This is a genomic window from Bradyrhizobium sp. CCGB20, assembly GCF_024199855.1.
In the GTDB taxonomy this organism is placed as follows: Bacteria; Pseudomonadota; Alphaproteobacteria; order Rhizobiales; family Xanthobacteraceae; genus Bradyrhizobium.
The window spans coordinates 7,465,563-7,492,117 of record NZ_JANADN010000001.1 but is presented as its reverse complement, the minus strand read 5'-3'; the positions used below and the strand labels follow the sequence as shown (position 1 = coordinate 7,492,117).

Below are 26,555 nucleotides of genomic sequence, written 5' to 3'. Positions count from 1 at the left end.
AGGCCGGACCATGGCGAACGCCACGACTGCTTCACCTGCCATGATGGCGGACCCCGCCTCGGAGCGTATCGCGCCGAAGCGATTGTTCGCCTTCATCATCATGGTGTTCGGGATGTTCATGTCGATCCTGGACATCCAGATCGTCTCGGCGTCGCTGAGTGAGATCCAGGCCGGCCTGTCGGCAAGCTCCAGCGAAGTCGCCTGGGTCCAGACCGCGTATCTGATCGCCGAAGTGATCGCGATCCCGCTGTCGGGCTTTCTCTCGCGCGCGTTCGGCACGCGGCTGTTGTTCGCGATCTCGGCGGCGGGTTTCACCGTTTCGAGCCTGCTGTGCGGCTTCGCTTCGACCATCGAGGAGATGATCCTCTGGCGCGCGCTGCAAGGTTTCCTCGGCGCCGGCATGATCCCGACGGTGTTCGCCTCGGCCTATACCGTGTTCCCGCGCTCCAAGTTCCACATCGTCGGTCCCATCATCGGACTTGTTGCGACCTTGGCTCCCACGATCGGACCGACGGTCGGCGGCTACATCACCGATCTGATGTCCTGGAACTGGCTGTTCTTCATCAACGTCGTGCCCGGCATCGGTATCACCCTCGGCGTGCTGGCGCTGGTCGATTTCGACGAGCCGCATTTCGAGCTGCTCGATCGCTTCGACTGGTGGGGCCTGCTGTTCATGGCCGGCTTCCTCGGCACGCTGGAATATGTGCTGGAGGAGGGTCCTCAGCACGAATGGATGCAGGACACGTCCGTTGCGATCTGCGCCTGGATCTGCGCGATCGCGGCGATCGCCTTCTTCTGGCGCGTCTTCACGGCGGCGGAGCCGATCGTCAATCTGCGCACCTTCTCCAACCGCAATTTCGCGGTCGGCTGCGTCTTGCAGTTCTGCATCGGCATCGGCCTCTACGGCCTGACCTACATCTATCCGCGCTACCTCGCCGAGGTGCGCGGCTACAGCGCGCTGATGATCGGCGAGACCATGTTCGTGTCCGGCATCACCATGTTCCTGGTCGCGCCGCTGGTCGGCCGCCTCATGGTGAAGATCGACATGCGCTACATGATCGCGTTCGGTCTCGTCGTGTTCGCGATCGGCTCCTACCAGATGACCTGGATCACGCGCGACTACGATTTCTACGAGCTGCTCGTGCCGCAGATCCTGCGCGGCGTCGGCATGATGTTCGCGATGGTGCCGACCAACAACATCGCGCTCGGCACGCTGGCGCCTGACCGGGTGAAGAACGCCTCGGGCCTGTTCAACCTCATGCGAAATCTCGGCGGCGCGGTCGGACTCGCCGTCATCAACACCGTGCTCAACGACCGCACCGATCTGCACATCACGCGCCTCCAGGAGCGCGTGACCTGGGGCAACGCCACCGCGACCGAAACCCTGACCATGTTCATGCAGAAGTTCCAGGGGCTCGGCGATTCCACGCTGATGGCGATGAAGCAGCTCAGCCAGATCGTGCACCGCCAGGCCGTGGTGATGAGCTTTGGCGATGCCTTCTTCGTGCTGACCGTGTTCTATCTCGGCCTCAGCCTGCTGGTCACGCTCCTGAACAAGCCGGCCTCTATGACCGGCGGCGGCGACGCGCACTGACGCCACACATTCAGTGTCGTCGCCCGGCTTGACCGGGCGATCCAGTATTCCAGAGGCCGGCGTTGGAGAGCTCGCTCTCACCACATCCGTCCCGGCGTACTGGATGCCCCGCCTTCGCGGGGCATGACAGCGGAGAGTGGCGCGCCACCACCGAACCAAATTGCAACACTCGTCCGTGATCTCGCGGAAGCCCCGTTGCAAAGCGCGAACGACACATCTATAAAGCGCACCTTATTCAATCGAACCGGGGAGAGATTTGCATGATTTCGTCGCATTCGCAGATCGCACGCCCGCGCTCGATGATGTTCTGGCTCGGTATGTGCTCGACCCTCTAGGGTCCATTTTCGCCAGCTTCGATTGGGCCAAGGTTTCGACCAAGCGTCCCGATCGCCCCGCTTCCCAAGTCAAAATCAGCTTGAAGTGACGCCGTCCCGGCCCTCGCGGCCGGCCTGCGTCCATCGATGGAGCCGGCCCGCGCCAACAGCGGCCGGATGACGCCATGACCATTCTGTCAAAGAAGCCCGCGGCGATACGCGTGGTGCTGCCCTTCGTGTTCAGGCACTGGCTGAAGCAGCCGGGGCGGACGATTGCCATCGTCGCCGGCCTGCTGGGTGCGACCGCCGCCGACCTGTTCATGCCGGTCTTCTCGGGGCAGCTGATCGACGCGTTGATCCGCGGACCGTCCGATCCCGAGGCGCGCCACGCGGCACTTGTTGCGTTTGGCGCCATCGTTGTGCTGGGCGCGGCCTCGATGGTGCTGCGGCTGGCAGGCCTGCAGGCGATCGTGCCGTTCACGCTGAAGACCATGTCGGAGGTCGCACAGGACGCCTTCATGCGTGTGCAGCGCTTCTCGACCGACTGGCACGCCAACTCGTTCGCAGGCTCCACCGTGCGCAAGATCACGCGCGGCATGTGGGCGCTCGACCTGCTCAACGATACCATTCTGCTGGCGCTTCTGCCCTCGCTGGTCGTGCTGATCGGGTCGATGGTGCTGCTCGGCGTGCACTGGGCTTCGCTCGGCGCGGTGATCGCGCTCGGCGCGCTCGCCTATGTCACGATGACGGTGCTGTTCTCGACGCGCTACATCGCGCCGGCCGCGCGTGTCTCCAATGCCTGGGACACCAAGGTCGGCGGCACGCTGGCGGATGCGCTGACATGCAATGCCGTGGTGAAATCCTTCGGTGCGGAAGCGCGCGAGGATACGCGGCTCGCCCGCGTCATCAGCCGCTGGCGCGTGCGCGTGCGACGGACCTGGTTCCGCTACAACTACACCGCCACGGCGCAGCTCTCGCTGCTGCTATGCCTGCGGGCGTCCGTGATCGGCGGCTCGGTGTTGCTGTGGATGTACGGGCACGCCTCGCCCGGCGACGTCACCTATGTGCTGACGAGCTACTACGTCATTCACGCCTATCTGCGCGACGTCGGCATGCACATCAACAACCTCCAGCGTTCGGTGAACGACATGGAGGAGCTGGTGGCGATCCATGACGAGCCGATCGGCATTGCCGATGCGGCCGCCGCGCGGCCGATCGCGATTGAGGGCGGCGAGATCGTGTTCGACGACGTCACGTTCCACTATGGCGGCCATCCCGCGCCGCTTTATGACGGGCTGTCGGTGACGATCCGCGCCGGCGAACGCGTCGGTCTGGTCGGCCGTTCGGGCTCCGGCAAGACGACCTTCGTCAAGCTGGTGCAGCGGCTCTACGACGTCTCCGGCGGCCGCGTGCTGATCGACGGGCAGGACATCGCGCTGGCCACGCAGCAATCGCTGCGCAGCCAGATCGCGATCGTGCAGCAGGACCCGATCCTGTTTCATCGCTCGCTCGCCGAGAACATCGCCTATGGCCGGCCCGGTGCCAGCCTCGAGGCGATCGAGCAGGCGGCGCGGCTCGCCAATGCGCACGACTTCATCCTGCGCCTGCCGAAGGGCTACGGCACGCTCGTCGGCGAGCGCGGGGTGAAGCTGTCGGGCGGCGAGCGGCAGCGCGTGGCCCTGGCGCGCGCCTTCCTGGCGGACGCTCCGGTGCTGATCCTGGACGAGGCGACATCGAGCCTCGATTCGGAATCGGAGGCGCTGATCCAGCAGGCGATGGAGCGGCTGATGAAGGGCCGTACCTCGATCGTGATCGCGCACCGGCTGTCGACGGTGCGCAGCCTCGATCGGATCCTGGTGTTCGACCGCGGCGAGATCGTCGAGCAGGGAACGCATGCCGTGCTCGCGGGCAAGCCAGGCGGCATCTATCGCGGTCTGTTCGAGCGCCAAGTGGTGGAGCTCGGACACATCGCAGCAGCGGAGTGAGGCGCGCGGCAGCGGGGCGCAAGTCCCGCGGTCACGCCGTCAAGGATGGAATGAGATGAAGGACCTGACGCGCGGCTCCATCGTGAGCCATATCCTGAGCATGGCGCCTCCGATCGTGGTTGGCATGATCACGATCATGATCTGCCAGCTCGTCGACCTGTACTTCGTCTCGGGGCTGGGCGAGGCGGCGATCGCCGGCGTTGCTGCGGCCGGCAATGCCGGCTTTCTCGTCAACGCGCTGATGCAGGTGCTCGGCGTCGGCGCGGTGGCGTTGATCGCGCACGCCGTGGGCCGCAAGGACCGCGACGATGCCAATCTCGTCTTCAACCAGTCGGTCGTCCTGTCGGTGCTGCTCGGGCTGCTGACATTGGTGGCGGGCTTCGCACTGTCGCGCCCCTATATGCGCGCGGTTGCGGCCGACGCGGCTACGGTTGAAGCCGGCACGATCTATCTGCTCTGGTTCATGCCGGCGCTGGCGCTGCAATTCGCAACGCAGGTGATGGCCTCCGCGTTGCGGGCGACCGGCATCGTGCGGCCAAGCATGCTGGTGCAGGCGGTCGCCGTGGTCATCAACATCGCGCTGGCGCCGGTCCTGATCTCGGGCTGGGGCACCGGCCACGCGCTCGGCGTTGCCGGTGCGGGCCTCGCCAGCTCGATCGCGGTCTTCATCGGCGTGCTGATGCTGCTCGCGTATTTCCTGAAGCTGGAGCGCTATGTCGCCTTCCATCCGGCACAATGGCGGCCGCAGCTTCGGCAATGGAAGCGGATCCTGAATGTCGGCCTGCCCGCGGGCGGCGAGTTCGTGATGGTCTTCATCATCATGGCCGTGGGCTATTACGTGCTGAGCGTTTTCGGTCCGGCGGCGCAGGCCGGATTTGGCATCGGGACGCGTCTCCTTGGCCTGATCCAGATGCCGGCGCTCGCGGTCGCCCTCGCGGCAGGGCCGATCGCCGGCCAGAATTTCGGCGCTGGCAACGGCGCGCGCGTGCGGGAGACGTTCGTCAAGGCGGCGCTGATCGCGACCGCCGTGATGATCGTTTTCCTGATCCTCGCGCAGCTCGCGCCTGGTCTGTTGCTCGCCGGCTTCTCGAACGATCCGGAGACGATGGCGGTTGCGTCGCTTTTTCTGCGCATCGTCTCGCTCAACATGGTGGCGCAGGGACTGATCTTCACCTGCTCCAGCATGTTTCAGGGGCTTGGCAACACCAAGCCGGTGCTGTGGACCTCGGCAACGCGGGTCCTCACCTATTCCCTGCCGTCGATCTGGCTTTCGACGTGGCCGGGCTTCCGGATGGAGCATGTCTGGTATTTGTCGATCGCGACGACCACGCTACAGGCCGGCCTGAGCGTGTGGCTGTTGCACCGCGAGTTCGGAAAACGTCTCGCGCTGCCAGCACAGGAGAAGGTTGCGGAGCCGGAAAATCCCGAGCCGGTCGTGCCTGCCGTACGCGAGCCCGCATAGCGGATTGCAGACGCGCTTGTCCTCCACCCACGGCTCCGGCTAGTTTTGCCGCGCCGTGGGTGGCCAAAATCTGCTCAGGACCTGAATGACCGAAATGTTGAACGAGCAGGGACTCGATTTCACCCCGGGCTGGATCTACGTGCTCGGTGTCGGCGTCGCCGGCGGCATGGCGCTCGCCGCGAAGAAGACACGGAGCTAGAGCGCGGCAATACTGTTCCAGACGAGGGTAAGGCCCGACAGGAACAACAGGCCGAGCACGACGTCGCCAAAATGCTTGTCGTTCAGCGCGTGGTAGACGCGCGCGCCGGCCCATGCGCCGATCAGCGTGCCGGGAAAGGCAACCAGCGCGAGCCAGACCACTTTGAATTCGACGAGGCCCGAGGCCGTCTGCAACACCAAAGCGGTGGCGAGCACGGTAAAATTGAAGAGCTGGAAGATGCCCCGCCGCTCATGCTTGTTCCAGCCGCGGATGTTGGCCCACAGGATCGGCAGCGGCCCGGACAATCCGGCAAGGCCGCCGAGGATGCCGCCGGCAAAGCCGATCGCACCGTCGGCGATGCGTCCGCCGAATTTGACGGCGAGCGGCGTCTTGTTGAGGTACAGCGCGCTCGAAAAGATCAGGATCAGCACGCCGACACTCAGCTTGAATATTTTTGGATCGGCCGAGGCGATCAGCATGGTGCCGAGCGGCACGCCGATCAGTCCTCCGATCAGGAACGGCCAGACCAGCGACAGGTCAAAACTCTTCCACATCGACGGCAGCGTCGAGGTCTGCGCGATCACCGAGCAGATCAGCACCAGGGGCACCGCGAGCGAGGGCGGCAGCACGTAGAGCCAGATGCCGAGCGCCATCAGCGCCGTGCCGAAGCCGGCCAGGCCCGAGACGAAGCCGCCGGCCAATGCGCCAAACAGCAGCAGCGCGTAGTGAAGCGTTTCCAACCGATTGTCCTTGTCGCAATGGGCGATCCCGAATTGTTGATCGCCACTGCCCGCATAGCACAGCCGCTGCCGTGGAGGTCAATTTCAAAACCGCACGCAAGCGTGATCCCCGGAGGCGGGCGTTCGCGGAGGACGGGCCTACATGATGGTCGTACTTCAATCTGGGGGCCCGCCCGACGCCATGATGCGCTCCGATTGGCCTGTTCCCGAACGAGATGATGGAGAATGACCATGTCCCGCGCGAAGATTGCCGTTGCGGCCGCCCTCCTGTCGGCGGCGGCCCTGATGCCGACGATGGCGCAAGCGCAGTTTTCCGAGCCTGCGGCCTATCAGGCCGCTCATCCCGACCGCGACGTGCTGAATGGCGGCCAGCTCACGCCTGCAGGCCGAGCGGCTCGTGGCCTGCAGGGAACGCCGAGCGATGCCTACGCATCCTATCCGTCAGCCGTTGCGCCGGCGGTCCGCCCGCGCCATCGCCGCCATCATTAGCTCGCCTAGACGATCTGCCTGGTGTCGGCGGGCCTGTGCAGCGCGCCGACCAGGATGCGCAGTGCTTCCGTCAATTCCGCCCTGTTGCGCGCTGCGCCGAGCGAGACCCGCGCTGCGTGCGGCGGTGTTCCGTCCACGGTGAAGGCATCGCCGGCGACGATCGCGAGTCCGTTCCGCAACAGATGCGACGCGACGTCGGGACGGTCGTCCGGCAACCGTAGCCAGAGATGATGGGCGGCGGGCCTGGCCAGGAACTGAAATCCTTTCAGCGCGCGCTGCGCCAGCTGCTGCCGGCCGATGGCTTCGTTGCGGATGGCGGTGATGATGCGATCAGCAATGCCGCTCTCGATCCAATGCGTCACCAGCGCGACCATCAGCGGCGCCGGCATCTGCACGGTGGCCTGCAGGTAAGTCCGCATCTCCTGCTGCGCGGCGCTGTCGGGCGTCACGAGATAGGCGACGCGCAGTGCCGGCGCGATGCATTTCGACAGCGTGGTCGCCAGATACGTCCGTTCCGGAATGAGGTTGGCGATCGGCGATGCCGAGCGGTCGAGCAGTCCATAGGCGTCGTCCTCGATCAGAATCGTATCGGCATCGCTGATGATCTTCGCGATGGCGCTACGCCGCTCGGCTGACAGCGTCGCGGTGGTCGGATTGTGCAGCGTCGGAATGAGATAGACGGCCTTCGGCCTGTGGGTGCGGCAGGCCTTCGCCAGCGCATCGGGCAGGATGCCGCCGTCATCCATGGCGACGCTCACGAGCTTGACGCCGAGCCGCGCCGCGGCGGCCTTGATGCCGGGGAAGGTGAGGGCTTCCGTCAGCACGACGTCGCCGCGCCGCGCGAGATGAGCGAGCAGGTTGAACAGGATCGTCTGCGCGCCGGGAAAGATCACGAGCTTGTCGGCATGCGCGTGCGGAACGCGTGCGCGCATCCAGCGCGCCGCGACCTCGCGCTCATGCGCGCTGCCGCCCGGCGGCTGGTAGTTGAGATGCGCCGTCAGGCCCGATTGCGCGCGGATGGCTTCCATCCCGGCGATGATCCGCTCGTCGAGCTGCGCTTCCAGCGGATGCGGCGGAACGTTCATCGAGAGGTCGATCGCGACGGGATGCGGCAGGTCGACCGCGCGGCGCGCGCTGGTCTCGGATACGAACGAGCCCTGGCCGACCCGGGCTTCCATGATGCCGCGGCGCCGCGCCTCGGTGTAGGCGCGCGTCACGGTGGTGAGGTCGATGCCGAGGGCCTTGGCCAGCGCGCGCTGGGTCGGCAGCTGCTGGCCTCGCACCAGCCGGCCCGCAGCGATGTCGGCCTCCATGGCCTCGACGATGCGCTGGTAGCGCGGCCCGCTCAGCTCCGAGATTGTAGGAGTCCAATCCATGCAATTTGGGCCCATATCCTTTGAATGTATGGATGCAAGATATTATTGTATGGATCGGTGAAAAGGAAGAGGTGTGGTCATGGCGACCGGTTCAATCTCTCTGGCGAAGGCGATGTGGCGCGGTTTCCGGGGCAAGTGCCCGAACTGCGGCGAGGGTCATCTGTTCGGCCGTTTCCTGAAGGTCGCAGACAGCTGCGACCATTGCGGCGAGGAGCTGTTTCATCAGCGCGCCGACGACTTTCCCGCCTATCTCGTGATCGTCGTGGTCGGCCATCTCGTGGTGCCGGCGATCCTCGCGGTCGAGACCGCCTATGCGCCGGCCGTCTGGCTGCAATTGGCGGTGTGGCTGCCGGTGACGCTGTTCGCTTCGCTCGCACTGCTGCAACCGACCAAGGGCGCCATCGTCGGCCTGCAATGGCAGGTCGGCATGCACGGCTTCGAGGCGAGCAAGCTGCGGCGCGAGGCTGCTGAGCTTGCGCCGGTGCTGGTGAAGGCGGACACGCGCGCGGCCTGAGCGGCCGCAGCGTTTACATCGCGCGTTCGGCCGCTACACTCCATCGTACAAGCAAGAACGATGGAAATGCCGATGGCCGCACGCTCGAAGACTTTTCTGCTCTGTCATGGCGCATGGTCCGGCGGATGGGCCCGGAAGAAGATGCATCCGTTGATGGCGCAGGCCGGTCATCGGCTGATCGCGCCGACCTACACCGGGCTCGGCGAGCGCGCGCATCTCGCAAGTCCCGCGGTCGATCTCGACACGCACATTCAGGACATCCTCAACGTCATCAAGTTCGAGGATCTCGGCGACATCGTGCTGCTCGGCCACAGCTATGGCGGCATGGTCGCGACCGGCGTTGCCGATCGCGCGCGCGAGCGCGTGACGCAATTGATCTATCTCGACGCCTTCGTGCCGCGCGACGGACAGTCGCTGTTCGATCTCAACGAAGGCGGGCGCGAGCCGATGCGCAAGGCCGCAGCCTCGACTGACGGCTACCGTATCCCGCCGAATCCGCCGCCGCCTGACACCCCGCAAGCCGATCTCGACTGGCTCAACGCGCGCCGGGTCGCGATGCCGATCAAATGTTTCGAGACCAGGCTGAAGCTCGACCACGGCGAACCCGCAATGCCGCGCAGCTACATCTATTGCACGCGCATTCCGCCGGGTGACGTGTTCGGGCAATTCGCCAAGCGCACGAAGAGCGAAGATGGCTGGCGCTATTTCGAGCTCGATGCGAGTCATGCGCCGAACGTGACGGCGCCGGAGGCGCTGATGGGCGTGTTGGAGAAGATCGTCGCGTAACTTTCGCCGTCATTCCGGGGCGTGCGCAGCACGAGCCCGGAATCCATTCACCGACTGGCACTACCGCACGATGGATTCCGGGCTCTCGCTTCGCGAGCCCCGGAATGACGCCATTTGAATGGCTGCGCGCTCGCGCCAAAATGGTGAGGGGCCCGATGCGTTGGCATCGAACCCCTCGTTGCAAGATATCAGCCGGCCTGTAAGCCGGGTTCTGTAGGGCACCGTCCGCTTGCGCGAACGATACGTGACGGCCATTCCTCTGGGACCATGTTTGCACATGGCCTCGAGCAACCTACCCGGACGGCGGGCCTGACATCGCCCCGCGGCGTTATCGCTCAAAGCGAACAGCCCGCTACGCCGTCCCTATTCGGTTTTGCTCCCGGTGGGGTTTACCATGCCGGCTCCGTTGCCGGATCCGCGGTGCGCTCTTACCGCACCTTTTCACCCTTACCCGTCTGCGCAGCTTGCGCTGCAAAGGCGGGCGGTTCGTTCTCTGTGGCACTTTCCCTGGGGTCGCCCCCGCCGGACGTTATCCGGCACCGCATGTCAAGGGAGCCCGGACTTTCCTCCCCGGCGGCCTTTCGGCACTTGCTGGAGCGGCCGTCCGGCCGACTGACCGGTTACGCATGGAGCATTTGTGACGGTTCCGTCAAGCCGATATCGAAGGGCACGCTTTGCCCGAAATAATTTATCCTGAAGATGTCGTTTGGAGCGCGCCCCGTTCGACTGGATGTCGGCGACACAGCCGGACAACAGGAGTTGAGCCATGCAATATCTGCTGATGATCTACCAGAACGAGGTCGAATACGCGAAGAACGACGCTGCCACGGCCCAGAAGATGATGGCCGAATACCAGACCTTCACGCAAGGCATCGTCCAGAGCGGCAATTTCAAGGCCGGCGACCGGCTCCAGCCGACCACGACGGCGACGACGGTGCGCGTGCGCGACGGCAAGCTGCTGACGACCGACGGGCCGTTTGCGGAGACGCGGGAACAACTCGGCGGCTATTACTTGGTCGAGGCCAGGGATCTCAATGCTGCGATCGAGATCGCGTCCCGGATTCCGTCGGCGCGGATCGGCTCGATCGAGGTCCGGCCGATCTGGGTGTATGAGAAGTGACGGCGCAGCCGCGCATCGCCGCATGACTCCCAGCGAGATCGAAAAAATCTTCCGCGACGAGGCGGGGCGGGCGCTGGCCACCCTGATCCGCCTCGTCGGCGATTTTGATCTCGCCGAGGATGCGCTCCAGGACGCCTTTGCGGTCGCGCTGGAGCGCTGGTCGGCGTGCGAGGTGCCGGACAATCCGCGCGCCTGGCTTGTCAACGTCGCACGGAACAAAGCGATCGATCGGATTCGCCGCCAGATCGCCTTTCGCGGCAGGCAGCAGGCGCTCGTGCACGAGCTCGAGCTGAACGCGCAAGCGCCCGACGAGCCGCCGGCGATGCTCGATGACGACATGCTGCGGCTGATCTTCACCTGCTGCCATCCCGCGTTCGCGCCCGAGGTCCAGGTCGCATTGACGCTGCGCACCGTCGGCGGGCTCTCGACCTCGCAGGTCGCGCGCGCCTTCCTGGTCGGCGAAGAGGCGATGGCACAGCGCCTCGTCCGCGCCAAGCAGAAGATCAGGCTCGCCGGCATTCCCTATGAGGTGCCCGAGCGCGACGCGCTGGCGCCGCGGCTCGACGGCGTGCTCGCCGTGATCTATCTCGTCTTCACCGAAGGCTATGCGGCGACGTCGGGTGCGGATCTGATGCGGCCCGATCTCGTGGCCGAGGCGATCAGGCTCTGCCGGCTGCTCGACCGGTTGATGCCCGATCGGGCCGGGATCAAGGGACTGCTGGCTTTGATGCTGCTTCACGATGCGCGCCGCGCCGGGCGCGAGACGCCGGCCGGCGATATCGTGCTGCTGGAAGAGCAGGACCGCACGCTCTGGGATCGCGCGCAGATCGAGGACGGTCTGCGACTGGTGGACGATGCGCTGCGCCTGCCCGGGCTGCCGCAAGCCTATGCGGTGCAGGCCGCGATCGCCGCGCTGCATGCGCGTGCGCCGAGTTTCGAGGAGACCGACTGGCCGCAGATCGCCGGACTCTACGAGGTGCTGCTGCGCATCAGCCCGTCTCCGGTGATCGAGCTCAACCACGCCGCGGCGGTGTCGATGGTCGACGGTCCGGGGCGCGCGCTCGCTCTCGTCGATGCGGTCGCCGCGCGCGGCGGGCTTCGTGGCTATGAGCTGTTGCCAGCGGTGCGTGCGGATTTGCTGCGGCGGTTGGGGCGGAAAGATGAAGCGCGCGAGGCGTATCGTCTCGCGACGGAGGCGACGCAGCTGGAGCCGTTGCGGCGTTTGTATGCGCGGCGGGTGAGGGAGATGGGCTAGGTCATTCCTCATCCCGAGGAGCGCGGAACACGCGTCTCGAAGGATGAAGGCCCGGCTGGTGGCCTCGCCCTTCGAGACGCCGCGCAAGCGCGGCTCCTCAGGGTGAGGTCTAGGTTCTGCGCTCGCAATGAGGGAAGGTGCGGCTGCTGCCGTCACTTCGTCGCGACGACCGCCGCATCCGCCGGCAAACTTTCCAGCAACGCCTGCAATGTCGACAGCGTCGAATGATCCGCGACACCATCCAGCCGCGCCGGGCGGAAATGGCGCTGGAACGCGGTGACGACTTCCATCGTCGCGGCGTCGTATTTGCCGGTCAGCGGCACGCCGTAGCCGTATCGGGCGAGCGCCTGCTGCAGGCTCAGCACCTCGTCGCTGATGGTGCCGAGCATCAGGCTCTCGCCGCGCACGACCGGCGCGGGCGTCACCCAGTGGCCGACGCCGGAATTGGCCAGCGAATGCCACGGGAATTTTTCGCCGGGGTCCTTCTTGCGCGCAGGCGCGACGTCGGAATGGCCGAGCACGCGGTGCGCCGGCACCTTGCGGCGAAGCATGATGCCGCGGCACAGCGCGATCACGGCGGCGATCTGGCGCAGCGGATATTCCGGATAGCCCCAGTCATGGCCGCGATTGATGATCTCGATGCCGATCGAGCAGGAGTTGACGTCGTCTTCGCCGGCCCAGGCCGAGACGCCGGCGTGCCAGGCGCGCCTGGCCTCGGGCACGCATTGCACGATGCGGCCGTCCTCGAGCACGACGTAATGCGCCGACACTTCGGTGCCCGCCGTGCACAGCCGCGCCAGCGCGCCCTCGACATCGGGCATGCCGGTGTAGTGCAGCACGATCATATCCGGCTGCCGTCCCTTGTTGCGGTCGCCATGGTTCGGCGAGGGAATGATGTCGGAGACGATCGAGGAATCCGGCTCGAACGTCCGCGTGTTCGCCGCGGCCTTGGGAACCGGGAGAACGCGTTGACGCTTCGAATCAGATCCAGACGGCGTAGACGGACCGGACGACATAGACAGCTCAAGTCGGATAGAGAGTGGGCCAAGCCCTTCTCTTTACTATTCCTTTACCCTCCGCCGCGCGCAATCGTGCGGCGCGGTTAACGGATGCATTTTGGCGCAGTGTGTGGATGAGGCATCACCGACGCGTCACCTTTTCGACTTGTAACGAGCCGATCAACGCTTTCTTAACGCTAAGGGCCGTTACTGAGAGATGAAGAGCCGACCCGCGTCCGGAGGCGGCCAAAGCGTATTTTGGCTCGAAATCCCATGGCTGCCCGACAAATTCCACTGGGAACACTGGGCTGGCGGCCCGGGACGACCGGGCCAGGTAACCATGCTGGACAAGGGCTTTGTCGTGGAACCGCCGCGACGCGGAATTATTCGAGGCGTTATGGGCTTGTTCGTCCCCGATCTCGTTTGGACGTTCGGCAGGCTTGGCGCATGAGCTCGGTTCCGCACATCCCCGTTCTTGGCCGCGAGGCCATTGATCATCTCGCCCCGCGCGAGGGCGGTGTCTATGTCGATGCCACCTTCGGCGCCGGCGGCTATAGCCGCGCCATCCTCGACGTGCCGGGAACCCGGCTGATCGCGATCGACCGCGACCGTACCGCGATCGCCGGCGGCGCCGAGCTGGTCGAACGCTCCGAGGGTCGGCTGACGCTGGTCGAGGACCGCTTCTCCAATCTCGCCGAGGTCTGCGCGGCGCAGGGCGTCGATGCAGTCGACGGTGTCGTGATGGATGTCGGGGTATCCTCGATGCAGCTCGACCAGGCTGGCCGCGGCTTCTCGTTCCGTCTCGACGGTCCGCTCGACATGCGGATGGGGCAGACGGGGCCGACCGTGGCCGATGTCGTCGCGCGCGCCTCCGAGGGCGATCTCGCCGACATCATCTATCTGTTCGGCGAGGAGCGGCAGTCGCGGCGCATCGCCCGCGCCATCGTGGCGGACCGGCAGGAGACGCCGTTCACGACCACCCGCGCGCTCGCCGATCTCGTCGGCAGGGTCGTGCGCTCAAAACCCGGCGACATTCATCCGGCGACGCGGACGTTCCAGGCCCTGCGCATCTTCGTCAATGAAGAGCTCGAGGAACTCCAGACCGCGCTCGCTGCGGCCGAGCGCGTGCTCAAGCCGGACGGCCGCCTCGTGGTGGTCTCGTTCCACTCGCTGGAAGACCGCATCGTCAAGAATTTCCTGGCCGAGCGCAGCAAGACCGGCGGCGGCTCGCGGCATCTGCCGGAAGTGGCGCAAGTCGCTCCCAGCTTCCAGCTCCTGACGCGACGGCCGGTGGTCGCCGGTGAAGAGGAAGTCGCCCATAACCCGCGCGCGCGTTCCGCAAAACTGCGCGCCGCCGAGCGCACGTCTGCGCCCGCGCATGACGACGGCGAGCCATCGTCCTGGCCAAAACTCTCCGACGTGATGAGGGGGGGCTAGCACATGCGCTTCATCCACCTCCTCGTCATCGGCGCGCTGATCTTCGCGGCGGCCTATGTCTACCGGATCAAGATGGATTCCACGGCGCGCACCGAGAAGGTGCTGCGGCTGCATGCGGAGATCCGCGAGCAGCGCGATGCGATCGCATCGCTGCGCTCCGAATGGGCCAAGCTCGATGCGCCCTTGCGTCTGCAGGGCCTGTCCGACCGGCACCTGCCGCTCAAGCCGGTCAACGCCACGCAATATGATTCGCTGAAGAACCTGCCCGAGCGTCCGCCGCGGATGTTCAGGCCGGGCGAGCCCGACCCGATCGGGGCCATGCTCAACACCATCGAAGCCGCGAGCGACCCTGACACCGTGACGGGCTCCCTGCCTCAGCCCGAGGACAAGCAATGAGCGCTGCGACTCCGGCCAAACCCAAGCCGACTGAACCCTGGCGGCAGCGGCTGATCCGCAGCCTGCTCTACGGGCGCAACGTCGACCGCCAGGCGAAGGCCCGCGCGCGCGTTGGCCTCGCGATGCTGGCCTTCACCTCGGTCTATGTCCTGATCGGTGGCCGGCTCGTGATGTTCGCGATCGGCGCCGACGCCCACAGTGCGCGCCGCGCCGCCTCGCAGGAGGTGGTCGCGACCGCACGCCCCGACATCGTCGACCGCAACGGTGCGATCCTCGCGACCGACGTCAAGGCGGCGAGCCTGTTCGGCGAGCCACGTCGCATCATCGACAAGGACGAGGCGATCGAGCTGCTGACCGCGACCGTGCCCGATCTCGACGAGGCCGAGGTGCGCGAGCGCCTGTCGGGGCGAAAGGGTTTCGTCTGGCTCAAGCGCGAAGTCACGGCGAAGCAGCAGCAGGACATCCACAAGCTCGGCATTCCCGGCGTCGGCTTCCTGCGCGAGAACAAGCGCGTCTACCCGACCGGCAACGAGGTCGCCCACCTCATCGGTCTCGTCAACATTGACAACCAGGGCATTGCCGGCATGGAGAAGTGGCTCGACAATCAGGGCCTCGCCGATCTCCATCGCGCAGGCTTTGCGACCGACCGGCTGCAAAAGCCGATCGAGCTCTCGGTCGATCTGCGCGTCGAGCACGCGCTGCGCGACGAACTGCTCAAGGCCAAGGAGAAGTACCATACCAAGGCCGCCTCCGGCCTCGTCTCCAATGTGAAGACCGGCGAGATCGTGGCGATGGTCTCGCTGCCGGACTTCGATCCCAACAATCCGAAGGAAGCGCACGACCCCGATCGCATCAACCGCCTGACGACGGGCGTCTACGAGATGGGCTCGACCTTCAAGGCGTTCACGCTGGCGATGGCGCTCGACTCCGGCAAGATCAATCTGAACTCGATGTGGGATGCACGCGGGAACCTGCACTACGGCAAGTTCACCATCCACGACAGCCATCCGCTCGGACGTTTCATCAACACCAAGGAGGTGTTCTATTATTCCTCCAACATCGGCGCTGCGCGGATCGCGCTCGGCCAGGGCGTCGAGGCGCACAAGGCGTTCCTCGCCAAGATGGGGCAGTTGACGCGGCTGCGCACCGAGCTGCCGGAGAGCGCGGCGCCGCTGATCCCGCGCCGCTGGGGTGAGCTGAACACGGTGACCATCGCGTTCGGGCAGGGCATGTCGGTGGCGCCACTCCAGGCGGTGATGGGGATCAACGCGCTGGTGAACGGCGGCTATCTGATTCCGCCGACCTTCATGAAGCGCAGCGAGGCCGAAGCGGCGGCGATGGCCAAACGCGTCATCAAGCCGGAGACCAGCGACAAGATGCGGTTCCTGATGCGCCTCAACGCCGAGGTCGGCTCGGCGCGGCAAGCGGACGTCAAGGGCTACTATGTCGGCGGCAAGACCGGCACGTCCGAGAAAGTCATCAATGGCCGCTACGCCAAGAAGCGGGTGCTCAACTCCTTCACGGCGATCATGCCCTCCGACAATCCAAAGTATCAGATACTGATCATGCTGGACGAGCCGCAGGCAATTCCCGAAACGAAGGGTTTCATCACCTCGGGCTGGAACACGGTGCCGACCGGCGGGAAGGTGATCGAGCGGATCGCGCCGCTTCTGGGCGTCGAGCCACGGTTCGACCTGCCGCCGTCCGACCGCCTTATTCTTGCAGCATCCAGGACAACCCAGTAATCAACCGGGGTGGCCATCGCCGGTGCTGAGTCGGCTTTTCCTGACGATTCGGCTTTCCGGCGCGGCATGTCGACTGGACGACCATGAAGCTGCGCGAACTTCTAGGCAATGATGCCGCACTCGAGCCCGCTGTCGCGGCGCTCGAGGTGACCGGTATTGCGCTCGACAGCCGTGTGGTCAGGCCAGGCGATCTCTTCTTCGCACTCGCGGGCAGCAAGACCGACGGCGCGCGCTTCATCGATGCCGCGATGGCCGCAGGCGCGTTGGCGGTCGTCGGCGACCACGCGCCGCCGGCCGGCAAGGTGCCGTTCATCGCCGTCGCCAACCCCCGCCGCGCGCTGGCGCTGGCCGCGGCAAGATTCTTCCCCGCCCAGCCCGCAACGATTGCCGCGGTGACCGGCACCAGCGGCAAGACCTCGGTCGCCGCGTTCACGCGCCAGATCTGGGAACGGCTGGGGCATGCCTCCGCCAGCATCGGCACCATCGGCCTCGTCTCGCCCAAGCGCACGGTCTATGGCTCGCTGACCACACCCGATCCGATCGCGCTGCACCGGCAGCTCGACGAGATCGCGCGCGAGGGTGTGACGCATCTCGCCTTCGAAGCCTCCTCGCACGGGCTGGACCAGTACCGCCTCGACGGCGTGCGCGTCTCCGCCGGCGGCTTCACAAACCTCTCGCGCGACCACATGGATTACCATCCAACCGTCGCGCACTACCTCGCCGCAAAACTCCGGCTGTTCCGCGAGCTGGTCGCCCCTCATGGAGCGGCGGTGATCTCGGCTGATCACGAATGCTCGGCGGAAGCGATGGATGCGGCGAAGTCGCGCGGCTTGCGCGTGATGGCGGTCGGCCGCATCGGCGATGGGGCGGGCGAGGGCATTCGACTCGCAAGCGCCGAGGTCGAAGGATTTTCGCAACTGCTCGCGCTCGAGCATCGCGGCAAGCGCTATTCCGTCCGGTTGCCGTTGGTCGGAGAATTTCAAATCGAGAACGCGCTGGTGTCTGCCGGTCTTGCCATCGGCACCGGCAGCGATGCCGCCAATGTGTTCGCGAGCCTCGAACATCTCGAAGGCGCCAAGGGTCGGCTGGAACGCGTCGGCGAGCGCAATGGCGCGCCGATCTTCGTCGACTATGCGCACAAGCCGGATGCGTTGGCGAAGGCGCTGCAGGCGCTGCGTCCTTACGCCAGGCGCAGGCTGGTCGTCGTGTTCGGCGCCGGCGGCGACCGCGACGCCGGCAAGCGTCCGATCATGGGCGAGATCGCGGCGGAGAACGCCGACGGCATCATCATCACCGACGACAATCCGCGCAGCGAGAAGCCGGAAGCCATTCGCGCCGAAATCCTCGCAACTGCAAAAGGTGCCCGCGAGATCGGCGACCGTGCCGCGGCGATCCGCGCGGCGATCGAGGAGTTGCAAGACGGCGATGCGCTGCTCATCGCCGGCAAGGGCCACGAGACCGGGCAGATCGTCGGCGGCCAGGTGCTGCCCTTCAGTGATCACGAGGCGGTCGCCGCAGCATTGACGTCGAGGATTGCATGAGCGCGCCAATATGGACGGTGGCCGAGGTGGCGCGCGCGCTGGGCGCTGCGGGGTCATTCCCGGACACGCCGATCGATTTCATTACGCAGGACAGCCGGCTGGTGAAACCGGGCAGCCTGTTCGTCGCGCTCAGCGGCACGCCGAGCGGCGGCTTCATCTCGGCCTTCGCCAGTGCGCGTGACGGCTGGGAGTTTGCGGACAAGGCGGAAGCCTCGGGCGCCGTCGCGATGATCGTGCCGCACGAGATCGCGGGCATCCGCATTCCCCAGATCGTCGTCAAGGATACGCTGATCGACGGCCTCTGGGGCCTCGCGCGCGCCGCACGCGCGCGCTTCAACGGTCCGGTGATCGGGCTCACCGGCAGCGCGGGCAAGACCAGCACCAAGGAATTCCTCGCCGCCTACCCTAACGCCTATGCGAGCCCGTCGAGCTTCAACAATTTCTGGGGCGTGCCGCTGACGCTGTGCAATGCCAGGCCCGACGCCAGTCTCTGGGTCGTCGAGATGGGCATGAACCAGCAAGGCGAGATCGCGCGGCTCAGCGAACTGACCCGGCCGACGGTCGCGCTCGTCGTCAACGTCCAGCCCGTGCATCTGGAAAAGCTCGGCTCGCTCGAAGCCATCCGGCGCGAGAAGGTGTCGATCGCGCTCGGCCTGCCCGAGGATGGCGTGCTGGTGCTGCCTGCCGGGATCAAGGCGCCGGACTGGAAGGGCAAGGTGGTACGCTTCGGCGAGAAGGCCGAGGTGCACGAGGTCGCGCACGCGCCGCACGGCGAGAGCTGGCAGGTCGTGGCCGCGCTCGGCAAGAAGGAGATCGCCTTCAGCCTGACGCCGGGCGCGCCGCATCGCGTGCAGAATGCGCTCGCAGCGCTCGCCTCGATTCGCGCCGCGAACCTCGATGCCGCGACGCTCGCGATCAAGCTCGACCGGGTCGGCATCATGACCGGCCGCGGCGTCGAGCAGGCGGTCGGCGGCGTCACCGTGATCGACGACAGCTTCAACGGCAATCCGGCCAGCGTGGCCGCTGCGCTGCAAAGCCTCCAGGCGCGCAACATGAGCGGCGGCCGCCGCATTGCGGTGCTCGGCGACATGCTGGAACTGGGCGATGATGCACCGGGCTACCATACCGGCCTCGCCAAACATCTCGACGGCATCGACGGCGTCTACTGTGTCGGCTCGCTGATGCGCCACCTCTACGATGTGCTGCCGGCTGGCAAGGGCCTCGGCTGGCACGACGATCCCGCCACATTGAAGCCGGGCGAGGTCGCAAATCTGCTGAGGGCAGGCGATGTCGTGGTTGTCAAGGGCAGCAAGAAGATGTTCTGGATCAACAAGTTTGTGCCGGGCCTAGTGGCCGCCTTGCAGGCAAAGGCGTAAACTGCTTGGAAGGCGCTGTTCCCGAATCCCACCCTTTTGCGGCGCGAAGCGTTTTCCCAGAGGCCGCCAGACCGCATGATGAAGACCAGCGAATGCGCGTGAGGCAAAGGCCAAGCCAAGGCCGCGTGCAAAGGCGCCATAGGACCGTCTGAATGTTTTACTGGCTGATCGAGCTCTCCAACACATTTCCGGGCTTCGGTGCCGTTCGCACCTTCCTGAACGTCTTCCGCTACATCACCTTCCGCACCGGCGGCGCCGTCGTCACCGGCGCGCTGTTCGTGTTCCTGTTCGGACCCTGGATCATCGATCACTTGCGCATCCGCCAGGGCAAGGGCCAGCCGATCCGGACCGACGGCCCGCAATCGCATCTCGCCAAGAAAGGCACGCCCACCATGGGCGGCCTGATGATCCTGTCCGGCCTCACGGTCGGCACGGTGTTGTGGGCCAATCCGCTCAACCCCTATGTCTGGATCGTGCTGGCGGTGACGCTCGGCTTCGGCTTCGTCGGCTTCTACGACGATTACCTCAAGGTGACCAAGCAGACCACGACCGGCTTCGGCAGCAAGCTGCGCCTGCTGATCGAGGCGGCGATCGCGCTGGTCGCCTGTTACGCGCTGGTGCGGCTGAACCGCGATCCCGCGTCGACCGCGCTGACGATTCCGTTCCTCAAGGACACCGTGCTGCATTTCGGCTGGTTCTTCGTCGTGTTCGGCGCCTTCGTCATCGTCGGCGCCGGCAATGCCGTGAACCTCACCGACGGTCTCGACGGCCTCGCCATCGTTCCCGTGATGATCGCGACCGCGAGCTTTGCGATGATCGCCTATCTCGCCGGCAACGCGGTGTTTGCCGACTATCTCCAGATCAAATATGTCGCCGGCACCGGCGAGCTCGCGGTGCTCTGCGGCGCGCTGCTGGGCGCCGGTCTCGGCTTCCTCTGGTTCAACGCGCCGCCGGCCTCGATCTTCATGGGCGACACCGGCTCGCTCGCGCTCGGCGGCATGCTGGGTGCGATCGCGGTCGCGGTGAAGCACGAGATCGTGCTCGCGGTGATCGGCGGCCTGTTCGTGCTGGAAGCGGTCTCCGTCATCGTGCAGGTGGTGTCGTTCAAGCTCACGGGAAAGCGCATCTTCCGGATGGCGCCGATCCATCACCATTTCGAGCAGCTCGGCTGGACCGAGCCGCAGATCGTGATCCGGTTCTGGATCATCTCGGTGATGCTGGCGCTCGCCGGCCTGTCCACCCTGAAGCTGCGCTGACGGTACCACGATGATTCCGGTCACATCCTTCGCCGGCAAGACGGTCGCGGTGTTCGGTCTCGGCGGCTCGGGGCTCGCGTCCTGCCACGCGCTGAAGGCCGGCGGCGCCGAGGTGATCGCCGCCGACGACAATGCCGAGAACGTCGCCAAGGCCGCGCAGGCCGGTTTCATCACCGCGGATCTGCGCAACGTCTCCTGGGCGAATTTCGCAGCACTCGTGCTCGCGCCCGGCGTGCCGCTGACCCATCCTGTCCCGCACTGGAGCGTGCTGAAGGCGCGCGAGGCCGGCGTCGAGGTGATCGGCGACATCGAGCTGTTCTGCCGTGAGCGCCGACGGCACGCGCCGAACGCGCCGTTCGTCGCCATCACCGGCACCAACGGCAAGTCGACCACGACGGCGCTGATCGCGCATCTCACCAAGGTCGCCGGCTACGACACCCAGATGGGCGGCAATATCGGCACCGCGATCCTGTCGCTGGAGCCGCCGCGCATGGGCCGCGTCCACGTCATCGAGATGTCGTCCTACCAGATCGACCTCACGCCCTCGCTCGATCCCTCCGTCGGCATTTTGCTCAATGTCAGCGAGGACCATATCGACCGTCACGGCACGATCGCGCATTACGCCGCGGTGAAGGAGCGCCTCGTTGCGGGCGTGCAGGCCGGCGGCACCGCGATCGTCGGCGTCGATGACGGTTTTTGCCGCGACATCGCCGACCGGCTCGATCGCGCCGGCAGGAAGGTCGAGCGCATCTCCGTCAGGAATCCGCTGGCGAGCGGCATCCATGTCGAGCACGGCAGCATCGTGCGCACCGCGGGCGGCGCCCGCAGCGAAGTCGCAAAGCTCGGCGGCATCGGCTCGCTGCGCGGCCAGCACAATGCGCAGAACGCCGCCTGCGCTGCCGCCGCCGCACTCGCTATGGGCATTAGCCTGGATGTGCTGCAGAACGGCCTGCGCAGCTTTCCGGGCCTTGCGCATCGCATGGAGCAGGTCGGCCGCCGCGGCAACGTGCTGTTCGTCAACGATTCCAAGGGCACCAACGCGGACGCCACCGCGCATGCGCTGTCGTCCTTTTCGGAAATTTTCTGGATCGCGGGCGGGAAGCCCAAGGCGGGCGGCATCACGAGTCTCGCCGGCTACTTCCCGCGCATCCGCAAAGCCTATCTGATCGGCGAGGCGGCGCAGGAGTTTTCGGGAACGCTCGGCACGCAGGTGGCGCACGAGATCAGCCAGACTCTCGACGTCGCCGTCGAGCACGCCGCGCGCGATGCGGAGGCATCAGGCCTCGCGGATGCCGTGGTGCTGCTGTCGCCCGCCTGCGCCTCCTTCGACCAGTACCGCAACTTCGAAATCCGCGGCACCAAGTTCCGCGAGCTGGTGCAGGCGCTGCCGGGCGTGAAGCCGGTGGTGTGAGGATGCCGCGGCGACGCCGGATCGGACTTGTCGTTGCTGCCCTTGCTGTTCCGATCGTCGCGGGCTTTGTCTTCGTTGTCATCGTCGACAATGTCATGAGCGGCTTCGGCGCATGCCGCGTCGTTCGCCAGCGCGCGTTTGCCTCGCCGAGCGGTAGCCAATTGGTCGTCGTGGTCTGGAAGTCGTGCGGAGCGACGGTGCCCGACAGCACGCAAGCCAGCATCATTGCGCGCGGCCGGACGTTCTCGCCCGAGAGCACGCCGACCTTTCTCAGCGTGCGCGGCCATCTCGATGTTGTCGTCGTCTGGAGCAGTGAGCGAGCCGTCAGGATCGGCTTCATTCCCGGGCCTGACCAGATCTACAAGCGCGATCCGCGCGCGGGGGATATTGCGATCAATTACGAGTAGGGCGCGAAGCCGGTGGTTTGAAGGCAGGCGGCTATCGCTTGCTCCGCTGTCGTCGCCCGGCTTGACGGGGCGACCCAGTATTCCAGAGACGACGCTTGAGCCGAAAGGCCGCGGCGTACTGGATGCCCCGGTCAAGCCGGGGCACGACAGTGTGTTTTGTGGACGCTGCGGAGATCATCTTCAAACATCCACATTTCATTAACCCCCCGTAAACCAACCTCGGCGACCAATGGACGGACCTCTGTCCGAAAGCGGCCGCCCATGCTCTCCCGTGAAGAACGCACCCCCTTTTCCGAGTGGTGGTGGACCGTCGACAAGCCGCTGATGGGCGCCATCCTGGCGCTGATGCTGACCGGGGTGATCCTGTCGCTGGCGGCGAGCCCGCCGGTTGCGACCCGCATCGGGCTTGATCCGTTCCATTTCTTCAGCCGCCACGTGATGTTCCTGCTCCCGTCCTGCCTGGTGCTGCTCGGGGTCTCCTTCCTGTCGCCGCGCGCGATCCGCCGCAGCGCGCTGATCATCTTCGCTGCGAGCATCATCCTGATCGTGCTGACGCTGGCGATCGGCCCCGAGGTGAAGGGCTCGCGGCGCTGGATCACGCTGCTCGGCGTCAACATTCAGGCCTCCGAAATCGCAAAACCTTCGTTCGTCGTCATCGCCGCCTGGCTGTTCGCGGAATCGACCAAGCGGCCGGAGATGCCGGCGACCTCGATGGCGCTGGTGCTGCTGATGATGCTGGTCGCGCTGCTGGTGATGGAGCCGGACTTCGGCCAGACCATGCTGATCCTGATGGTGTGGGGCTCGCTGTTCTTCATCGCGGGCATGCGCATGATCTGGGTATTTGGTCTTGCCGGGCTCGGAGCGGCCGGTCTGTTCAGCGCCTATCTGTTCGTCCCGCACGTTGCCGGCCGTATCAAACGCTTCATGAACCCGGCCTCCGGCGACACCTTCCAGGTCGATACCGCCATGGAAGCCTTCTACAACGGCGGATGGTTCGGCCTCGGACCGGGCGAGGGCATTGCAAAACGCAGCCTGCCGGACAGCCACACCGACTTCGTGTTCGCGGTTGCCGCCGAGGAGTTCGGTATCATCCTGTGCCTAGCGATGCTGGCGCTGTTCGCATTCGTCGTGATCCGCACGCTCTCGCGCGCCTATGCCAATGAGGACATGTTCTCGCGCTTTGCGGCGTCGGGTCTTGCGATCCTGTTCGGCGTGCAGGCCGCGATCAACATGTCGGTCAACCTCCAGCTCATCCCCGCCAAGGGCATGACGCTGCCCTTCATCTCCTATGGCGGCTCCTCGATCGTGTCGCTCGCCTATGGCGTCGGCATGATGCTGGCGCTGACGCGGCTGCGTCCGCGCACCGAGGTCGAGGCCAGCGGCCGCGCCGACGCGATGCGCAGCTACGCCTAGTTTTTTCGTCATTGCGAGCGCAGCGAAGCAATCCAGTCTGTCTCCGCGGTGGCATTCTGGATTGCTTCGCTTCGCTCGCAATGACGGGAAAGACCTTGTAAAAGGCCTCTCCATGGACACGTCCCCCCTGATTCTTCTTGCCGCGGGCGGCACCGGCGGCCATCTGTTTCCGGCCGAGGCGCTCGGCGTCGAGCTGATCCGGCGCGGCTTTCGCGTCCGCCTCGTCACCGACGAGCGCGCGCTGCGCTATAGCGGGCTGTTCGGCAAGGACACGATCGACGTCGTCAGAAGCGAGACCGCGCGCGGCCGCAATCCGTTGCAGCTGGCCTATGCCGGCCTCACGCTCGCCGCCGGCACGCTCTCCGCCTATCGCTTGATCAAGCGATTGAAGCCGGTCGCCGTCGTCGGCTTCGGCGGTTACCCAACGCTGCCGCCGCTGGTCGCGGCGAAATTCGCCGGCGTGCCCGGCATCATCCACGACGCCAACGCGGTGCTCGGCCGCGCCAACCGGTTCCTTTCGGGCCGCGTCCGCGCCATCGCGACGTCGCTGCCCGGCGTGCTCGACCGCGATCCGGCGCTATCAGGCAAGACCACGACGGTCGGCACGCCGATGCGTCCCGCAGTCCTCGCTGCGGCCGCTGTTGCGTATGCCGCGCCCGAGGCGAGCGGACCGCTGCGCCTGCTGGTCGTCGGCGGCAGCCAGGGCGCGCGCATCATGGCCGACATCGTGCCCGGCGCGATCGAGCGGCTCGAACCTGCGCTGTGGAGCCGGCTGATCCTGACCCAGCAGGTCCGCGACGAGGACATGAGCCGCGTCAGCGCGGTCTATGACAAGCTCAAGATCAATGCCGAGCTCGCGCCGTTCTTCACCGATCTGCCGGCACGGCTCGCCTCCAACCATCTGGTGGTGTCGCGCTCCGGCGCCGGCACGGTCGCCGAGCTCGCCGCGATCGGACGGCCCTCGATCCTGGTGCCGCTGCCCGGCTCGATCGACCAGGACCAGTTCGCCAATGCCGGCGTGCTGGTCAAGGTCGACGGCGCGGTCCGCATCCCGCAGACCGAGTTCACCTCCGACCGGCTCGCCGCCGAGATCTCCGCCTTCGCCGCCGCGCCCGCGCGCCTCGCATCCATGGCCGAAGCCGCCCGCGGCGCCGGCCGGCTCGATGCCGCCGAGCGGCTGGCCGATCTGGTGGTCAAGGTCGCGCGAATCTGACGCGAAAAAGCCCTTGTCTTCGCCTTCTAAAGCGGGGCATCCAGTAGGAACGGCGCGGCTGATTTGGCCGTGACCTTCGCCAGATGCCGCCTTTTTCCGGCGGCGAGGTCAGGGAACAGAGCATGAGACTGCCGCGCGAGATCGGACCCATCCACTTCGTCGGGATCGGCGGGATCGGCATGAGCGGCATCGCCGAGGTGCTGGTCAATCTCGGCTATGCCGTGCAGGGCTCGGACGCCTCCGACAATTACAATCTCGATCGCCTCCGCAAGAAGGGCGCAAAGGTCTCGGTCGGCCACAAGGCCGAGAATGTCGACGGCGCTGCGGTCGTCGTCGTGTCCACCGCGATCAAGCGTGACAATCCGGAGCTGATGGCGGCGCGCGAACGCCGCATTCCCGTGGTGCGCCGCGCCGAGATGCTGGCCGAGCTGATGCGGCTGAAGAGCTGCGTCGCCATCGCCGGCACCCATGGCAAGACCACCACGACCACGATGGTCGCAACGCTGCTCGACGCCGGCGACCTCGATCCCACCGTGATCAACGGCGGCATCATCAACGCCTATGGCTCGAATGCGCGGCTTGGCGCCGGCGAGTGGATGGTGGTCGAAGCCGACGAGAGCGACGGCACATTCCTGAAGCTGCCGACCGACGTCGCGATCGTCACCAATGTCGACCCCGAGCATCTCGACCACTTCAAGACCTTCGAGGCCGTGCAGGACGCGTTCCGGCATTTCGTCGAGAACCTGCCGTTCTACGGCTTCGCCGTGATGTGCATCGATCATCCCGTCGTGCAAAGCCTCGTCGGCAGGATCGAGGATCGCCGCATCATCACCTATGGCGAGAATCCGCAGGCCGATGTCCGGTTCGTCGATCTGACCCCGATGGGCGGCGGATCGAAGTTCAAGGTCGCGTTCCGAGATCGCAAGACCGGCGCCATGCATGAGATCGCCGATCTCATGCTGCCGATGCCGGGCCGCCACAACGCCTCCAACGCGACGGCCGCGATTGCGGTCGCGCGCGAGCTCGGTGTGTCGGACGAGGCGATCCGCAAGGCGATCGCAGGCTTCGGCGGCGTCAAGCGCCGCTTTACCAAGACCGGCGAGTGGAACGGCGTCACGGTGATCGACGATTACGGTCATCATCCCGTCGAGATCGCAGCAGTGTTGAAGGCGGCGCGGGAATCCACCAACGGCAAGATCGTCGCCGTGGTGCAGCCGCATCGCTACACGCGCCTGCAATCGCTGTTCGAGGAATTTTGCACCTGCTTCAACGATGCGGATGCGGTTGTTGTCGCCGACGTCTATGCTGCCGGCGAAGCGCCGATCGACGGCGTCGATCGCGATCATTTCGTCGCGGGCCTGCGCGCCCATGGCCACCGCGAGGTGATCGGCCTGCCGGCGGCGCCGGAGCTTGCGGGCATCATCAAGGGGCTGGCGAAGCCGGGCGACCTCGTCGTGTGCCTTGGGGCGGGCAACATCACGCAATGGGCGTATGCGTTGCCGGGCGAACTGAAGGCGCTGGGGTAGGG

At 66.0% G+C, this 26,555-nt stretch carries 22 protein-coding genes and 1 other RNA gene; 19 read left to right on the top strand and 4 right to left on the bottom strand.

What is annotated here, in order from left to right:
* The first annotated feature begins 10 nt into the window (after positions 1-10).
* The 3 genes from NLM15_RS35175 (at position 11) to NLM15_RS35165 (ending at position 5,355) form a co-directional block, all read left to right on the top strand.
* On the top strand, positions 11-1,594 hold the full coding sequence (locus NLM15_RS35175; protein ID WP_254122503.1) for a DHA2 family efflux MFS transporter permease subunit: 1,584 nt from the start codon (positions 11-13) through the stop codon (positions 1,592-1,594).
* Positions 1,595-2,093: 499 nt separating this feature from the next.
* Entirely contained in the window at positions 2,094-3,893 is a 1,800-nt protein-coding gene (locus NLM15_RS35170) for an ABC transporter ATP-binding protein (protein WP_254122502.1), read from the top strand.
* A gap of 55 nt (positions 3,894-3,948) precedes the next feature.
* Complete coding sequence (locus NLM15_RS35165) at positions 3,949-5,355, top strand: MATE family efflux transporter (RefSeq protein WP_254122501.1); 1,407 nt, start codon at positions 3,949-3,951, stop codon at positions 5,353-5,355.
* A 195-nt stretch (positions 5,356-5,550) separates the two neighbouring features.
* On the opposite strand, the gene NLM15_RS35160 is transcribed toward NLM15_RS35165, so the two are convergent.
* A complete protein-coding gene (locus NLM15_RS35160) occupies positions 5,551-6,294 on the bottom strand; it encodes a sulfite exporter TauE/SafE family protein (RefSeq protein WP_254122500.1) in 744 nt (247 codons plus the stop codon).
* A 231-nt stretch (positions 6,295-6,525) separates the two neighbouring features.
* Here NLM15_RS35160 and NLM15_RS35155 point away from each other — a divergent pair, with 231 nt between their 5' ends.
* The gene (locus tag NLM15_RS35155) at positions 6,526-6,783 is read left to right on the top strand and encodes a hypothetical protein (protein ID WP_254122499.1); all 258 of its coding nucleotides are present in this window, start codon (positions 6,526-6,528) and stop codon (positions 6,781-6,783) included.
* Between the two features lie 5 nt (positions 6,784-6,788).
* On the opposite strand, the gene NLM15_RS35150 is transcribed toward NLM15_RS35155, so the two are convergent.
* The gene (locus NLM15_RS35150; RefSeq protein ID WP_254122498.1) at positions 6,789-8,159 is read right to left on the bottom strand and encodes a PLP-dependent aminotransferase family protein; all 1,371 of its coding nucleotides are present in this window, start codon (positions 8,157-8,159) and stop codon (positions 6,789-6,791) included.
* A gap of 79 nt (positions 8,160-8,238) precedes the next feature.
* Here NLM15_RS35150 and NLM15_RS35145 point away from each other — a divergent pair, with 79 nt between their 5' ends.
* Together NLM15_RS35145 and NLM15_RS35140 are read left to right on the top strand one after the other, a co-directional pair.
* On the top strand, positions 8,239-8,673 hold the full coding sequence (locus NLM15_RS35145) for a DUF983 domain-containing protein (RefSeq protein WP_254122497.1): 435 nt from the start codon (positions 8,239-8,241) through the stop codon (positions 8,671-8,673).
* A 72-nt stretch (positions 8,674-8,745) separates the two neighbouring features.
* Positions 8,746-9,459, top strand: coding sequence for an alpha/beta fold hydrolase (locus NLM15_RS35140; RefSeq protein WP_254122496.1), 714 nt, complete (start codon positions 8,746-8,748; stop codon positions 9,457-9,459).
* Between the two features lie 184 nt (positions 9,460-9,643).
* Here the strand turns inward: NLM15_RS35140 and rnpB are convergent.
* Positions 9,644-10,075, bottom strand: an RNA gene (gene rnpB, locus NLM15_RS35135) — RNase P RNA component class A.
* 150 nt (positions 10,076-10,225) lie between these two features.
* On the opposite strand from rnpB, the gene NLM15_RS35130 reads away from it, so the two are divergent.
* Complete coding sequence (locus NLM15_RS35130) at positions 10,226-10,579, top strand: YciI family protein (RefSeq protein ID WP_254122495.1); 354 nt, start codon at positions 10,226-10,228, stop codon at positions 10,577-10,579.
* Positions 10,580-10,601: 22 nt separating this feature from the next.
* Entirely contained in the window at positions 10,602-11,834 is a 1,233-nt protein-coding gene (locus NLM15_RS35125; protein ID WP_254122494.1) for an RNA polymerase sigma factor, read from the top strand.
* 152 nt (positions 11,835-11,986) lie between these two features.
* Here NLM15_RS35125 and NLM15_RS35120 read toward each other — a convergent pair whose 3' ends face one another.
* A complete protein-coding gene (locus NLM15_RS35120) occupies positions 11,987-12,850 on the bottom strand; it encodes an N-acetylmuramoyl-L-alanine amidase (RefSeq protein ID WP_254122493.1) in 864 nt (287 codons plus the stop codon).
* Positions 12,851-13,279: 429 nt separating this feature from the next.
* Here NLM15_RS35120 and rsmH point away from each other — a divergent pair, with 429 nt between their 5' ends.
* From rsmH to murC, 11 genes are all read left to right on the top strand, one after another.
* Positions 13,280-14,269, top strand: a complete 990-nt coding sequence (gene rsmH / locus NLM15_RS35115; RefSeq protein ID WP_254122492.1) for a 16S rRNA (cytosine(1402)-N(4))-methyltransferase RsmH — start codon at positions 13,280-13,282, stop codon at positions 14,267-14,269.
* 3 nt (positions 14,270-14,272) lie between these two features.
* Entirely contained in the window at positions 14,273-14,665 is a 393-nt protein-coding gene (locus tag NLM15_RS35110; RefSeq protein ID WP_254122491.1) for a hypothetical protein, read from the top strand.
* Complete coding sequence (locus tag NLM15_RS35105) at positions 14,662-16,410, top strand: penicillin-binding protein 2 (protein ID WP_254122490.1); 1,749 nt, start codon at positions 14,662-14,664, stop codon at positions 16,408-16,410. Before NLM15_RS35110 ends, NLM15_RS35105 begins: the two co-directional genes overlap by 4 nt.
* Before the next feature lie 83 nt (positions 16,411-16,493).
* Positions 16,494-17,951, top strand: coding sequence for a UDP-N-acetylmuramoyl-L-alanyl-D-glutamate--2,6-diaminopimelate ligase (locus tag NLM15_RS35100; RefSeq protein WP_254122489.1), 1,458 nt, complete (start codon positions 16,494-16,496; stop codon positions 17,949-17,951).
* The gene (gene murF, locus NLM15_RS35095) at positions 17,948-19,327 is read left to right on the top strand and encodes a UDP-N-acetylmuramoyl-tripeptide--D-alanyl-D-alanine ligase (RefSeq protein ID WP_254122488.1); all 1,380 of its coding nucleotides are present in this window, start codon (positions 17,948-17,950) and stop codon (positions 19,325-19,327) included. Before NLM15_RS35100 ends, murF begins: the two co-directional genes overlap by 4 nt.
* A 152-nt stretch (positions 19,328-19,479) precedes the next feature.
* A complete protein-coding gene (mraY, locus tag NLM15_RS35090) occupies positions 19,480-20,583 on the top strand; it encodes a phospho-N-acetylmuramoyl-pentapeptide-transferase (RefSeq protein ID WP_014492955.1) in 1,104 nt (367 codons plus the stop codon).
* 10 nt (positions 20,584-20,593) lie between these two features.
* Complete coding sequence (murD, locus tag NLM15_RS35085; RefSeq protein ID WP_254122487.1) at positions 20,594-21,994, top strand: UDP-N-acetylmuramoyl-L-alanine--D-glutamate ligase; 1,401 nt, start codon at positions 20,594-20,596, stop codon at positions 21,992-21,994.
* 2 nt (positions 21,995-21,996) lie between these two features.
* The gene (locus NLM15_RS35080) at positions 21,997-22,401 is read left to right on the top strand and encodes a hypothetical protein (protein WP_254122486.1); all 405 of its coding nucleotides are present in this window, start codon (positions 21,997-21,999) and stop codon (positions 22,399-22,401) included.
* Positions 22,402-22,662: 261 nt separating this feature from the next.
* Positions 22,663-23,814 carry a putative lipid II flippase FtsW gene (gene ftsW / locus NLM15_RS35075; protein ID WP_254122485.1) on the top strand — a complete coding sequence of 384 codons (1,152 nt, stop codon included), beginning with the start codon at positions 22,663-22,665 and terminating at the stop codon, positions 23,812-23,814.
* A gap of 112 nt (positions 23,815-23,926) precedes the next feature.
* The gene (murG, locus tag NLM15_RS35070) at positions 23,927-25,027 is read left to right on the top strand and encodes an undecaprenyldiphospho-muramoylpentapeptide beta-N-acetylglucosaminyltransferase (protein ID WP_254122484.1); all 1,101 of its coding nucleotides are present in this window, start codon (positions 23,927-23,929) and stop codon (positions 25,025-25,027) included.
* Positions 25,028-25,149: 122 nt separating this feature from the next.
* Positions 25,150-26,553, top strand: coding sequence for a UDP-N-acetylmuramate--L-alanine ligase (gene murC, locus NLM15_RS35065; RefSeq protein ID WP_254122483.1), 1,404 nt, complete (start codon positions 25,150-25,152; stop codon positions 26,551-26,553).
* Positions 26,554-26,555: the final 2 nt, after the last annotated feature.